The organism is Intrasporangium sp. (genome assembly GCF_040414665.1).
GTDB lineage: Bacteria > Actinomycetota > Actinomycetes > Actinomycetales > Dermatophilaceae > Intrasporangium.
Genome location: NZ_JBEDUL010000098.1, coordinates 1 through 13,281 on the forward strand (window position 1 = coordinate 1; position 13,281 = coordinate 13,281).

General features: G+C 69.4%; 7 protein-coding genes. 2 read left to right on the top strand and 5 right to left on the bottom strand.

The genetic code is table 11. The features are described from left to right. Positions 1–731, bottom strand: a 731-nt coding sequence (locus ABF401_RS10810; RefSeq protein WP_353509570.1) for a T6SS phospholipase effector Tle1-like catalytic domain-containing protein, incomplete at its 3' end; no start/stop codon positions are given. Positions 732–761: 30 nt separating this feature from the next. Beyond that, complete coding sequence (locus ABF401_RS10815) at positions 762–4,772, bottom strand: CHAT domain-containing protein (RefSeq protein WP_353509571.1); 4,011 nt, start codon at positions 4,770–4,772, stop codon at positions 762–764. 211 nt (positions 4,773–4,983) lie between these two features. Here ABF401_RS10815 and ABF401_RS10820 point away from each other — a divergent pair, with 211 nt between their 5' ends. Both ABF401_RS10820 and ABF401_RS10825 read left to right on the top strand, forming a co-directional pair. Continuing rightward, complete coding sequence (locus ABF401_RS10820) at positions 4,984–5,754, top strand: TRP family putative cation channel (protein WP_353509572.1); 771 nt, start codon at positions 4,984–4,986, stop codon at positions 5,752–5,754. Positions 5,755–5,872: 118 nt separating this feature from the next. Continuing rightward, positions 5,873–7,267 (top strand): toll/interleukin-1 receptor domain-containing protein, encoded by a 1,395-nt coding sequence (locus ABF401_RS10825; protein ID WP_353509573.1) that lies wholly within the window; start codon positions 5,873–5,875, stop codon positions 7,265–7,267. A 182-nt stretch (positions 7,268–7,449) separates the two neighbouring features. Here ABF401_RS10825 and ABF401_RS10830 read toward each other — a convergent pair whose 3' ends face one another. The 3 genes from ABF401_RS10830 to ABF401_RS10840 form a co-directional block, all read right to left on the bottom strand. Then, the gene (locus ABF401_RS10830; RefSeq protein ID WP_353509574.1) at positions 7,450–11,400 is read right to left on the bottom strand and encodes an nSTAND1 domain-containing NTPase; all 3,951 of its coding nucleotides are present in this window, start codon (positions 11,398–11,400) and stop codon (positions 7,450–7,452) included. A 6-nt stretch (positions 11,401–11,406) separates the two neighbouring features. Beyond that, entirely contained in the window at positions 11,407–12,279 is an 873-nt protein-coding gene (locus ABF401_RS10835; RefSeq protein ID WP_353509575.1) for a hypothetical protein, read from the bottom strand. A 229-nt stretch (positions 12,280–12,508) separates the two neighbouring features. Continuing rightward, positions 12,509–13,111, bottom strand: a complete 603-nt coding sequence (locus ABF401_RS10840; protein WP_353509576.1) for a hypothetical protein — start codon at positions 13,109–13,111, stop codon at positions 12,509–12,511. Positions 13,112–13,281: the final 170 nt, after the last annotated feature.

A 13,281-nucleotide genomic window follows, 5' to 3' on the forward strand; every position in this document is an offset into this window, starting at 1 on the left:
AGGTCCTGGCTGCGGCACACCTTGAGGTGGCGTGGGTTGGGGGTCTCCACGAGATAGGCCGCGAAGGGTCGACGCTGCTCGTCGATCGACACCGCGTGACGGATCGTGTGAGCGTGCGGGAGCTGGCGGGTGAAGGGCCAGCGCAGCTGACGTCCGATCGTCCCAGCCGCCTTGACTGTGTCCCACAGTCCCACGAAATGCACGTCCACGTGGGCCTCGCGATCGACGGCATGGGTCTTGGCGTAGACCCTGAGCCCTTCGAAGAACTCCCGCTTCGCCGCGCGTTGAGCTTCGTCGTCGCGCGGCCGGTCATGCTGCCGCGCGAACGCGTTGACCGCATAGGGGACGAGGTTGCCTGAACCGGGCCGGAAGATGCCGAACACGTCGAGCATCCCGGTCAGTGCTCGCGCCGTGTAGGCACCGCGGCTGAACCCGAAGACATAGATCCGGTCACCGGGCTCGTAGGCTTCCATGAGGTACGAGTACGCCTCGCCCAGGTTCTGCCGCAGGCCCGCTCCGAACATCAGGCCGGCATACCGGGAGATGGTGCGCGCTACGGGCGTCCACGCGGACGGGGAGCTGAAGGTGCCGACCCCCGGGTCGTAGTAGCCGACCTGACGCGCCGGGTCCTTGAGATCGAGCATCGAGAACAGGCGCACGACGTTGGTGTTGACGGCCGCCTTGAGCTGGTTGTTGGTCCCGTCCAGGCAGATGACGATGTTCTTGCCCATGGCGTTCCTCGATCGAGTGAGTCAGTGCGGTCAGAGAGCGATGACGACGGGGGTAGAGGAGGGAGCCTGCATGTCGACCTGGTGAGCGCGCTTCCTGATGAGGTCGGTGCTGTCGGTGAAGTGGATCGGCACGTTCGGATACACGCTGCGCACCTTCTCGAGGGCATCCTCATCGGGGTGGCTGAACTGCGAACCGTCGGTACAGACCAGAATCTGCTCGGGATCGATGAGCTCCAGCAGCTGGTCCGTGATGTTCTGGCGGCTGCCATGGTGGGGCAGCTTGAGCAGCTGCACCTTGAGCTTCGGCTGACCTCGTTCGATGAGCAGCGCCCGGATGGAGCCCTCGAGCTCGGAGGCGAGCGCGTCTGCCGTGAACAGAATCGATGCGCCGTCGTGCTCGAACAGGAACGCGATGGACGACCCGTTGGCCGTGCTCCGGTCCTTCCCGAACTCCCCGGGGCCGCGCACGGCCTCATCCCGCAGCGCATTCAAGAGCTCATCGACGGAGCCGACCTCTCCCCGCGACTGGGGCCACTTCTTGAGAAGGGCCTGGAGCCGCTTCTCAGAGGGCGACAGCAGGATCGCGGTTGCCCCGCCGGGCAGGGGAATCCGCAGTGGCCTGGCACCGGGCACGAGCAGGGCACGCCCCTCGACGACGAGATTGCGGCGGTCATCGGGGATCAGTGTGCTGAGGGCATCACCCTGCTGGACCGACCTGGCATCGTGATCCCGGCCCTGGTCGGCGATCTGGGCACGGCCGTTGAACCAGAAGTCGTCTGCATCGAGCCGCTTGTCCTCGAGTGCGCGCAGCACGCCTTCGATGTGATCGCGGTCGACGTGGGTGACGACGGCAACATCCACTCTGGACACCGACCCGACGGGAGCCAGCACGGTGCCGACACCGTCATCAAAGGCAGATCCAAGACCTCCGTCGACGAGGATCCGATGCTTCGCCCGGTCGTTACCCGTGTACTCAAGCAGGAGGCACTCACCGGACCTCGCCGGGAACGCCCGCAGCTCAACTGATGCCTCGCCGCGCTGTGTCCGCCTGCCACCTGCAGTTTCGTCACCGACTGAGGTATCGCCCAGCGAGATCGACGGGTCAGCGGGAGCCACGCCGATGAGGTCCTCGAGCTCGGCCCGCGCATGCTCCAGCAAGGGCTTGCGGGGGTCGTCCTGACTGAGGACGTCGCACAGGTCCTTGAGGTGGTCCCACGAGCTGAACCGCTCCGAGTACGTCGACCTGCGCCGGAACGCGTCGGCGTACTTGCGCACCATGCTGCGTGCGGCCGCCGTTCTCTTCTCCCCGGTGTCCGCGACCATGAGCCGACTCAGCTCGCTGTCGGCAGCCGCCGCGCGCTCCCAGAACGTCGCAGTCCTCGGCGGCGCAGCGTCGACCACCTGCTGGGGCGCCGGCGCAGCAGGCTGGGGCCGCCCAGGCCTTCCGGTGCCTTCCCGATGAACGATCTCGTTCAGCTCGTTCGCCCGGTCCGGGTCTCGGATGGCGAGGAACTGAATACGGTTCTCCACACCGTAGTCATCTGGCTTGGTGCTGCTGAGGTGTTCGTAGGCAGCCACAGCGGCGGCCACGCGGGCGTCCCGTTGCGCCGGCTCCGGTTCGACGGTGGCCCACTTCTTGTACACCGAGGCCAGAATCGACCACCCCTCGTCCTGCTGGAGCAGCTCGATGGCGCCTTTCGCGAGCGCCTCTGCCTCCGGGAACAGGGCCAGCGCCTCCGCCACGCGCCCGAGTCCGGCCTCCTTCTGCGCGCTCCTGGCCAGGCAGTTGGCCGCTTGCTGCAGGTCGAGAGCAGACGCGTGCGGTCCGGCAGGACGTGCCGGTCCCCCGTCGTCAGGCAGGACTGCGAAGGTTCCATACCACTCGGCAGCGGCCTCGAAGTCCGCGAGCTGACGGGCCGTCATGGCCAGCTCGCGCCGGACGTCCGGCGGCAGCTCGGCCACCTGCCTGTTCGGGTACGCAGTCTGCGTGACCCAGGTGGACAGCTGGTCGAAGGTCTTGCGCAGCTGTTCGCGGCGGTCGCCGTGTGCTCCTGGCGTCGAGGAGCCGGTGCTCCCCTTGGGGCGGCTGATGTCAGCCGCGCGGGTTCGCAGGGCCCCCAGCCGGCCCTTGAGGTCCGAGAGGCTGACCGGCACGCTCGAGAGCATCGGCTCGTGCGGGCGTCCCCGGAGGACGAACGTCGGATCGCCATAGCACTGGTATGCCGCCCAGGACGTTCCGCTCAGATCGGCGCAGGCCGCGCGAGCCCGGGCGACCGCTTCGCCGTACGTACGCCCCGCGGTCAGCTGCTCGTGAAGCGTGACGGCGAACACCATTGCGGCCGTGTCGTTGACGGGCCATCCCGCAGCCACGACTGCCCGCACGCCGATCCCCATGAGCGCGCGGGCCAGTCCGGCGGCCATCCGAGGGGTGGCGGCGCCGGTCTGGAAGGCCTGGTCTCCGGGCTTGGGCCCAATGCGGGCGTTGTAGCAGCTGTTGACCACGACGAGCTCGGGGACGCGTGGCAGCGACTCGATGAGGTCCTCGGTGAAGCGCAGGTTCTTCGCGAGGACGGCACCCGTCGCGTCGCGGTCGCCGTCCACGTGGATGCCGTGGGAGGCAATGTGCAGCACTTGGTGGTCTCCACACAGCGCGATGTTCAGGTCCGCGACGTCCAGCGGTCCATCGGTGTCGACCATCGTCTCCGTTGCGATGCCCTTCGCCTGGAGCAGCCTGCTGACGGCGACCGCTTCGTCGACCGCCCCCGGGATGGGCGGCAGGCCCTCCAGGTCCACATTTCCAGCGCCGATCACCAGCGCCGTGTCCACGGTCGCCCGGTCAACATGGAGGCGGCGCTCGCTGCCCTCGGTGAACATCCGAAGCACCGAAGCGGTTCCCGTGGGCTCACCCCCTTGGTTCGCCACAGCCGTGCCTGTGAGCAGCTCCCAGGGATAGTTTGCAGTCGAGGCATCCACGCCGATCTGGATCGCCGCCGTCGTGAGGAACTCGGCCTTCAGGGCATACGGCACGAGCCGGTCCCGCAGGGCCTCGAGCGCGGCGTGGTTGGTGCGGTTGTTGGACACTCTCGTCATCAGAGCGTCGAGCGAAGCCCGATCGATCCGGTGTGTCACCCGGTCGGCTCGTGCCTCACGGCCCAGGGCCGAGACCTCGACGACGAGAGGGCGGGACGAGGCGTCCGCTGGCGGTGGGTCGTTCGTCTGACGCTCTGTGATGAGGAACCGTCGCCACGGCCGGTCCTGCTCCAACAGGCTCGCGCCGATGGGCAGCGCCCCATCGCCGTCCTCCGACTGCACGACAACCTCGCCCAACCCCCCGAACCGGGTGGCGACCTGTCCGGCGGCCCGCATGTGGCGGATGGCCGAGGCCGCGAGGTTGGCTCGATCCGCATAGCGCTCAACGAACTCGATGTACCGGATGCGGACGCGACAGGCCATCCCAAGGTCCTGCTCGAAGCGTTCCAGACCGCGGTTGGTGTCATCGACCGCCTCGAGGATGCCGGCGACGGAGTCGTCCACTCGGAGGCTGTCGTCATCGCGGACGCCGAGAAGTGCACTTGACACTCCGACGAGTGTCGTCGCCGGATTCCGCTGGTCGGCGGCGCTGCTGCCGAGGTCCAGTCGGACCGGTGGATACAGCCGCAGGCATCGATCGATGAGGGCGGTGCGCACCGCGAACCTCAGCCGCCGGCGGTCGAGCGCCAGGCTCGACCCGACGCCCACGAGGTAGGCCCCCGGCGGCTCGCAGTCCTTGACGTCCACATCGGGCTCGACGAACACCGACGATCCGAGCGCTCCTGGATAACGGCCCAGATCGCGCCATTCGCCGAGCAGCTGACCGAACTGCCGGTCGAGGAACCGCTCCGCGCCCGACATCTCCTCGTCGGAGTAGACGGGGACGATGAGTGCGTAGCTGGCACGGTCGAAACCCCCGTGGAGCACGGTCACGATGACCGGGGCATCCTGCTCCGTCGCGTCAGAGTTGCCGTCGAACCGCTCGCCGTCGTTCATGCGTCTTCGCCCCATCGCATTCCGGACCGTAGAACCCACGCCGTCAGCGGCGCGCCCACGCTTCCAAGCGTAGGGAGCATCACCCTCAGCGGCAGCCAAAAGCGCACAAGTCCCTCGATGCGTCGCGCAAGAGAGGAAACTGGCCACACAGTGGTGCGACCGGGGTGACGCCGGTCCAAGTGTCCTGACGGGGAGCGGCCATCACTGCACGACAAAGGGGCCAGCGATGAACGCCAACCAGATCCGTGTCGACGACCGCGGGGCGATCCACGTGCACGTTGTGACCCGTGACACCTTGGCGCTGGCGCTGGAGGCGGCCGGTCTGCCGTCGCCGGGCCCGGTTCTCGTCGTCGTCGGAGGGGCGGGCAGGATGGACGCCGCGGAGCTCCGTCGCCTGACCCCGCTGTTCACGGACGGGCTGGCGCCGGCCATCGAGAAGGTGGGCGCCGTGGCGGTCGATGGGGGCACCGATGCCGGGGTGATGCGCCTGCTCGGCGCCGCGCGCGAGGCCAGGTCAGCATCCTTCCCCCTTGTCGGCGTGGCAGCCGAAGGCACCGTGTGCCTCCCGGGCGCCGCCAGCGACCCCAACGACGCCACCAACGCGAGCGACGCCACTAACGCGAACAAGGCGAACCTGGAGCCTTATCACACCCACTTCGTGCTCGTGCCGGGGGATCAGTGGGGTGACGAGTCGTCGTGGATCAGCGCCACGGCCTCGGACCTCGCCGGGACAGCCCCATCCCTCACGCTCCTGGTCAACGGCGGTGACATCGCCTACCGGGATGCCGCCCTGAGTGTCGAGGCCGGGCGCCCGCTCCTCGTGATCCGCGGCTCGGGCCGAGCCGCTGACGAGATCGCGACCGCCATCCGCGGCGAGCCGTCTGACCCGAGAGCGCATCAGATCGTGCGATCGGGACTCGTTACCTATGTGGACGTTGCTGACCCCCGCGGGGTTGGTGCTGCTGTGTCCGCCGCGCTGCAGCCGCCGACCCACTGAGGTCTTCGCGTCTCGCCAAGGTCGTCAGGAACGGACGTACCTTGCGAAACCACCGCACGCTGGACGGCGTCGGGCGTACGTTGGACAGATCAGTGGAGTCCCTTGGGGGTGACTCGTCATGCGGAACTTCTTCCTTTCGTACAGCCGCACCGACAAGGATCGACTGGCACACCTGCTGCGTGGCCTCGATCGGCTCCACCACCACGTGTGGATGGACGAGCAGCTCGAGGGCGGCCAACAGTGGTGGGACGAGGTGCTCAGCCAGATCCGCGCGGCCGATGCGGTGATCGTGGCCCTCTCCCCGGCCGTGCTCGACTCGACCGCGTGTCTGCTCGAGTTCCGGTACGCCAGAGCCGTTGGCAAACCCGTCGTTCCAGTGATGATCGATCCGGTGAACCCCGACCTGCTGCCCGGTGAGCTGGCCCGGGTTCAGCTCGTCGACTTCACCACCGGCAACGACCAGGCAGCGTTCGACCTCATGGCGGCACTGTCCGGTCTGCCGGATCCCGAGCCGTTGCCCACGCCCCTGCCGGAAGCGCCCCCAGTCCCGGTGTCCTACCTCTCCGGACTCGGCGAGAGCATTCAACAACCGGACATGACGCTGGACGAGCAGTACGCCGTGGTCCGCAAGCTGAGGAGTGGCCTCGAGCGACCCCGCGAGCGCGACGCGGTGATCCAGCTCATGAGTCGGCTCCGAACCCGGGAGGACCTCTACGCGGGACCCGCACGCGAGCTCGAGGCTGCCTATCGCGAGGGCATCGAGCAGCAGCGGTGGGAGCCCCCCACGACGGCGCCACTGTCAACCGCGCCAGGGGAGTCCGCGCCGACAGACCAGGCGGGCACGCCTGCTTCGACTGCCGGCAACCGAGACCCGTCAGGGAAGGGCCGAGGCACCGCCGGAGTGACGACCGAGACCCGCCCGATCCCCGAGTACTCGGCGCCGTCGAAGCCACGGCGATCGAGGGCTCCGCTCGTGGTCGGTCTCGCGGCACTGCTCATGCTCGGTGGTGGTGTCGCCCTGGCAGTCATGAACAGGGATGAGACCCCCACACCTCCGCCCCCCGGGCCGACGACGACCATTGTGCCGGTTGCGATCGGTGACGAGTGCCTCGTGGGTGCCTGGGTCAGCACCGGCGCGAGTGGTTTCCAGACCTTTGACTCGGGCGAGGTGGCACAGCTCTCCGGCTTGACCGGCGCCGTGTTGACCATCGAGACGGACGGCACGACGACCCTCGACTACGCCGACTCCGAACCGCTCCACCTCACCTCAGCAGCCCGCGAGATGTTCGCCCAGTTCAGCGGCACGACGCAGTCCAGGTTGGGCGTGCGCGAGGACGGCGCCGTGACCGAGAAGCTCGTGTCGAACGGGGCGACCTACGTCCTCACGGTTGGCGGTGTCGCGGACGTGCGGCGGCCGGCCACCTTCAGTCCGACCGCACAGTACAGCTGCACGAGCGACACCGCTTCGTTCTCCGACGCCGAGGGTCTCCAGATGACCTACGAGCGCCGCTGATCACCAAAGACGATGTCGTATGCCGCTGAGCTCGCCCCCGCTCGACGTCGCCTTCCAGCCCTCCCGCTCCGCCCGGCCCGGGCACTCGCCTTGGGCCCGGGCACGCGCGGTAGCGCGCGGTCGCGGGGGAGTGAGCTCAGCGGCATACGGCCGAATGTCGTTGTGACAACAGACTGGTCCGCTCAGCACAGCGCGGTGGGCGCGGACCCGCGAAGGTACTGGTCGATCTCGGTCTGGCTCAGGCGGCGCTCGCCGAGCACATCGCAGGCCGCCCGCCGCCACGCCGCAGAGTCCATCGGCCACAACGTCAACCCGGCTCCCGCAACGGCGAGCCGCGACGAGCCGGGCACGAAGGCAAGCGCGGGGTTCCGGGCGAGCTGAACCGGCTCGCCCAGCTGCTCCCGCCTTTCGACGTCCCAGAACCGCACGGTCAGGTCCTGCCCCGCGGACGCCAGTCGTGTGCCATCGGGGCTGAACGCCAGGGCCGTCACCATGTCGGTGTGGCCCAGCAGCCGCGCCAGCCGCGGCATCGACGAGTCGACGCCCCAGAGCGCGATCTGGCGGTCGTCGCCGCCCGTGGCAAGCATCCGCCCGTCGGCGCTCACCGCCACCGCGGTGGCGCCGCTGGAGTGCGCCTGGTAGCCGTGCACCTGCGGTGACCCTGCCGTCGCGAGGTCGACCACGAGCAGACGGCCATCGCGTGCGGTGATGAACAACCGCGTTCCGGCGCTCGTCATGGCGGTCACCGTCGCCTTCAGCTCGAGGCGAAGCTTCGGGCTCGTCGCACGTGGGTCGACGACGATGAGCCGCCCGCCCTGGGACACCGCGGCCGTCGCGCCGTCCCGGAGCAGAGCCACCCCGGCCACCGGACCGTCCAGCCCCCGAATCATCTCCGGCGAGGCTCCGCCGCTCTGGACGATCGCCGGCAGGCGAATGACATCGCCCTCACGGGTGCCCACGACCGCACTGCCGCCGCGGACCGCGACGGAGGTCGCGTCGACGTCGAGCAGGACGGCTCCTTTCGCGTCCTCAGTGAGGGGCAGGTGCCAGACGCCACGGGGGCCGGCCGCGAGAACGCTGGTTCCGTCAGTCGCCACCGCTTCGAACCTCGTGGCGGGAGTGGGGTCGCCGAACGCCGTCGGCGCGTCGAGCCGCCACCGGATGAGCCGGCCGGCGTCGTCCAACACGACCGCGCCGCCAGCGTCGGCGTGGACGTCGAGCGCGGTACCGGCGCTGCGTGTCCCCAAGGGCGGAAGGTTCAGCAGCGGGGGACCTGCGAAAGCGGATGTGGCAGTGTCGGCCTGGTGCGCGACGTCTACGACGCGCATGCTGCCGTCCACACCGATCGCGAGCCATCGTGGCCGGGGCGCTCCGGTCTCGTTCTCGAGCACGGAGTTCTTCAGACCCTCGAGCGCAGCTCCGACCGTGGTCAGCGCCGGCACGCTGACGGGCTCCACGTCGGGGGTGTCCAGGGACCAGACCGAGAGCGCGCCCGACTCGTCAAGAGCCCCCAGCTCGCTGCCGTTCACGGCCACGGCCGTGGCGACCGGAGGGGCGCCCGCCAACGGCGTTGCGGGCTGCCCGTCCGACAGCGGCCACACGACGACTCCGCGCTCTGCTGGTCCGTCGACTGCCAGCGCGACGCTGTCGTGCTCACGGTCCTGGACGACGTCCTTGACCAGCCCGTTCACCCGCCGCTCGAGCACGGATGCGCACGTGCTCGCGGACAGCACCCGGACCGTGCTCGCAGCGGGGGACTTCGAGCGGTCGGTCGTGACGACGACGAGCTGCTCGCCTCGCTCGTCCAGACCCAGCCGCTCGATGGGACCACCGCCGACGCGACACACGATGGAGGCGGTGCTCGCTCGCCAGCCTTGCACCGAGACGGCGGCTTGGTCGGTGCCGGTCTTGCCGTCGGAAGCGGTGGCGAGGGCGACGACCTGACCGTCGGAGGACAACGCCACGGCGGTGGCCGCGCCATGTGGGGCATCGTTCCCGGAGGCGCCCCGTTCCCACTCGACGACACCATCGGCGGTGGTGACGACTGCACGACTTCCATCGGCGGAGATCGCACCCGCCGAGGCGGCCTGCACGACCTGGTCGTACCGACTCGGTGCTGGGCCGCGGGTCAGTGCCACGAAGGGAGCGATCTGCACCTGCGCGTCTCGCGAGCGAGCGGCGCCTTCGAGGGCGAGCAGCAGGGAGAGGTCGGGGCGAACAGGGGAGGCGGCCCGTGCCTCGCCCACCAGTCGAAGCGCCTCGGTTGCCGACGTCGCATCGCGTGCAATGCCGACCTGCCGGACGAGCAGCACTGCGATGACCGAGAGCAGCACGAGGCCGGCGGCCAGGGCTGGTGTGGCCCACGTCAAGAGCAGGCGTCGGCGGCGCAGCCGCGTCCCTGCATTGACGTACTCCACGACCTGCGGATCCACGGTGGCGTCATCCGCCGCCTGCCGTCGCAGCCACTCCTCGGCCTGCGCGAGCCGGCCACCGGTCAACGAGACCGTCCCGCCCCCGGAGGCGAGCCACTCGTGTGCGTCGCGCCGCAGCCAGGTCCGCGTCTGAAGGTCCTGCCGCTGCTCGGCCAGGCCCCTGGCCACCTGCGGCCAGGACCGGAAGACCTCCTCATGCACCGCGGTGACGACGTCGACGGCGTCGGTTCCATCCGCCGCCGCGCGCCGGTCCCGGGTCACCAGTCGATACTTCTCCAGGGCCTCGTAGATCGGAGCATCGTCGCCGCTCAGCGCCGCGACCTCGAGCTCGCCACGGGTGACGGTGCCGTTCGGTTGGACGTCGGCCAACCGCAGGTACGCGCGCACGACGGCATCTTCGGACACTCCCCGCTCGCCCTCCAGCTGTCGCGTGACGTCAGCAGCGCGCCGCTCGATCACTCGCCCGACCGGCCCGATCGTGGCATAGCGATCGGCGCTGATCACCGCGGGCTTCAGCCGGGTGTGCCCCTCGGTGAGCTCCTCGAGGAGCGCCGCGAGGAGCGGCAGGGCCTGTCCGCCACCCGTGTCGTCGAGCAGCTGCTCGACGAGCTCGGGCGGTTCCACCGAGATCCCGGCGAGACGTGCCGGTCCGAGGATCACCTGTCGGAGAGCCGATCGATCGAGTGGCCTGACCCAGACAGGATCGGTCCCGGTGAATGCCGCCAGGGCGTCGTCGCTCAGCCACTGGTCGAGCGAGGCACTGCGCAGGACGACGACGACCCGGGAGACTTCAGGGCCAAGCCCAGCAAGGCGTCGAGTCAGCGCGGCTGTCTCCTCGGCAGCCTCCGGGTTGAGCAGCTCCTCGGCCTGGTCGATGCAGAGGACCACCGGGGCACCCTTGGCGGCCAGGACGGCCATCGCCTCCCCGATTCCTCGTTCGTCGTCGACGAGGCGCGCGATGTCGACCGACGAGCCGGCGTTGACGAGGGCCGCGGCCACTTGGCGCAGGGGATGGCGGCCCGGATCGACGGGCGGCAGGACGCGTGGTGCATCCGGGCGGTGGGCCAGCCGTGGGAGCACCCCGGCCCGCACCATGGAGGACTTGCCGCATCCAGACGGCCCGACCACGAGCAGTCCGGGCGCGCGCAGCGCGGCGAGCCGGTCGAGGACCGTGCCGATCTCGGCCTCCCGGCCGAAGAGCACGGAGGCGTGGTCCGCTCCCAGCCGGATGAGCCCGGGGTAGGGCGACCGGTCGGGGTCCCACGAGAAGGGGTTACCGGGACCCAACCCCAGACGGGTCAGGTCCTGGACAAGGATCTCGACCGCGGCTTCCATCGTCGGTGCATCGGGCAGGGCCTGCTGTTCGCGCAGGAGCGGGTGGATCGGGATGGGGTCTCGGGGACCGCCGCGCGATTCTCGGGGTGCCGCCACCTGGACGACGGGACGGCCGCGTGCGACGGCGACCGCCACCTCCGTGTGGCACCACTGGGACGCGAGCGAGTCGTCGCTGGCCAGGAAGACGACGACCTGCGCCCTGTCGAGCTGGGCAAAGAGCTCCTGGGCCCATCGCGATCCGGCGGGGATGCCGCTCTCGCGGTCGTGGTCGCGGAAGACGTGGTAGCCGGCGCGTTCGAGGCCGGCTTCGAGGGTCAGCGCAGCCTCCAGGTCACGGTGGCTGTAGCTGATGAAGATGCCAGTCACGGCGGCTTACGGCCGAACTGTGATGGTGAACGAGAAGCCCTCCACGTCGTGGAAGATGTCCTGTGGCAGAGGGGTGGCCACGAGCTCGCACTGGTACTGAGCACCCTGCGGGTCCTGCACCTCAACTGTTGCGACGTACGCGGTGACGCCCGCCTTGGCCGGGTACGCGGGTGAGACCGCATCCCCTTCTGGAACGGTGCACTGCGACGTGTTGGAGCTGACTCCCATGCCGTAGGCATCCCCGGAGTTCTCCAGGATGCGGATCTTGACTGCGCCGCCGGAAGCGTCAGCCCAGTTCACCACACGCTCCGGCACGGAGATCTGCACGGGTGGAGGTGTGATCGTGATGACGGCACGAACGGGAGGTGGCGCGACGACATTCGAGGCCGGGGGCACTCGCGCCTCGACGACGCAGGCGGCCGAGAGGCTCGGGACATCGTCGATCGTCAGGCGGTCGCCCTGAACCCGGCACTTACCGTTGCTGGAGTCGCGCGGATCGTCGGCAACAACGCGGTAGACGACAGGTGCGGAGGGTCTCGTGGTCGCTCGAAGCTTCAGCCGGAAGGGCCTCTCGAACCGGACTGTCCTGTCGGTGAAGGTCAGTTTCGGCTTGAGGACACGAGCAGTCGTGGCTTCGCGTGATGGCGTCGATGGCTGCGAGGTTCCCGTGGTCGGCCGGGTCGTCCGCTCCGCAGGGCCCACCGTCCGGGATGTGGTTGCCTCCACGGTCGGTACGGTCTGCGCCGTCGTGGTCCCGCGGCCGCCAGCCACGCCCGGTGGGGTCGCCGAGTCAGGTGCCTTGGACTGCGCGCCGCAGCCGACGAGCAAGAGTCCGGCCACGGTGAATGGGACCAGGGCCTTGGCTGCTTCCAAGCGCATCGTGTCTCTCAGCCTCGCGTGACAGACAAGGCGTGTCGGAGACGGGGACGAGATGGTCCGAGACCGACACCGATGCCGACGCTGCTCTCAGAGCTCGACGGCGTTCAAGACTCCGTTGGACCACCACAGGTCCCTCTTTTCACGCTAGCACCACGATCGATGGCGTGTATCCCGAATCGATGGCGACGGCTTGGTGGATGCAGCTCCCCGTGAACGCTGCGTCGCGGACCTAGGGCGTGACTCTGACCGAGAACTCGCGATTGGCCACACCGCCCGCTATGTCCTGCGGCACCGCCCAGGCCATGAACGTGCACGTGTAGGCGGTGCCACGTGGATCGGGCAAGGCGATCACCACGGTGTAGGCGGTCGTGGGCGGACGTGCCGGGTAGCGGGGGGAAGGCTCGCCAGCGGTGCAGTCCCCTTCTGTCGTACTGACCCACATGCCGTAGGCATCCCCAGAGTCCTCCCGGATACCGACCTCGACCTCACCGCCGGAGCGGCCCCATTCGACTGGAGGAACGGGCGGGACGGACACGTTGAACCGCGGGAAGTCGATCGTCACCACTGACGTCACCGGCGGCGGGGGAACGCGCCCCGGTGCGGGCGGGATGCTGGCCTCGACCACACAGGCGGCCCTCAGCGACGGCGGGTCGCCGATGAGGAGGCGGTCGCCCTGGACGCGGCACTGCGCATCATTGATGCCCCGTTCGTCGCCGACGAGCGCGCGGAAGACAACAGGTGCGGGCGGGTTGGCCGTCGCTTGCAGACGGACGCGGAATGGCCTCTCGAAGCGGACGGTTCGGTTGGGGAACGTCAGGGTGGGCCTGACCACGCCCGACGTCGTGACCGTCGTCGTGGCGGCTGATGTGCGCGTCGCAGCCGTCGGCCGGCTGGCTCCGGACGTCAGGGTGGCTGTGGCCGGCGCGGTGACTCCCGTGTGGTTTGCGGCTGACGGGGTGGTTTGCGTCGTCCCGAACCTTCTGGACGCAGCGACTGAGGTCG

Coding starts and splice junctions, on each gene's coding strand:
- ABF401_RS10820 (WP_353509572.1), top strand. CDS start 4,984: ATGAACGCCAACCAGATCCGTGTCGACGACCGCGGGGCGATCCACGTG.
- ABF401_RS10835 (WP_353509575.1), bottom strand. CDS start 12,279: ATGCGCTTGGAAGCAGCCAAGGCCCTGGTCCCATTCACCGTGGCCGGA.
- ABF401_RS10815 (WP_353509571.1), bottom strand. CDS start 4,772: ATGGGGCGAAGACGCATGAACGACGGCGAGCGGTTCGACGGCAACTCT.
- ABF401_RS10825 (WP_353509573.1), top strand. CDS start 5,873: ATGCGGAACTTCTTCCTTTCGTACAGCCGCACCGACAAGGATCGACTG.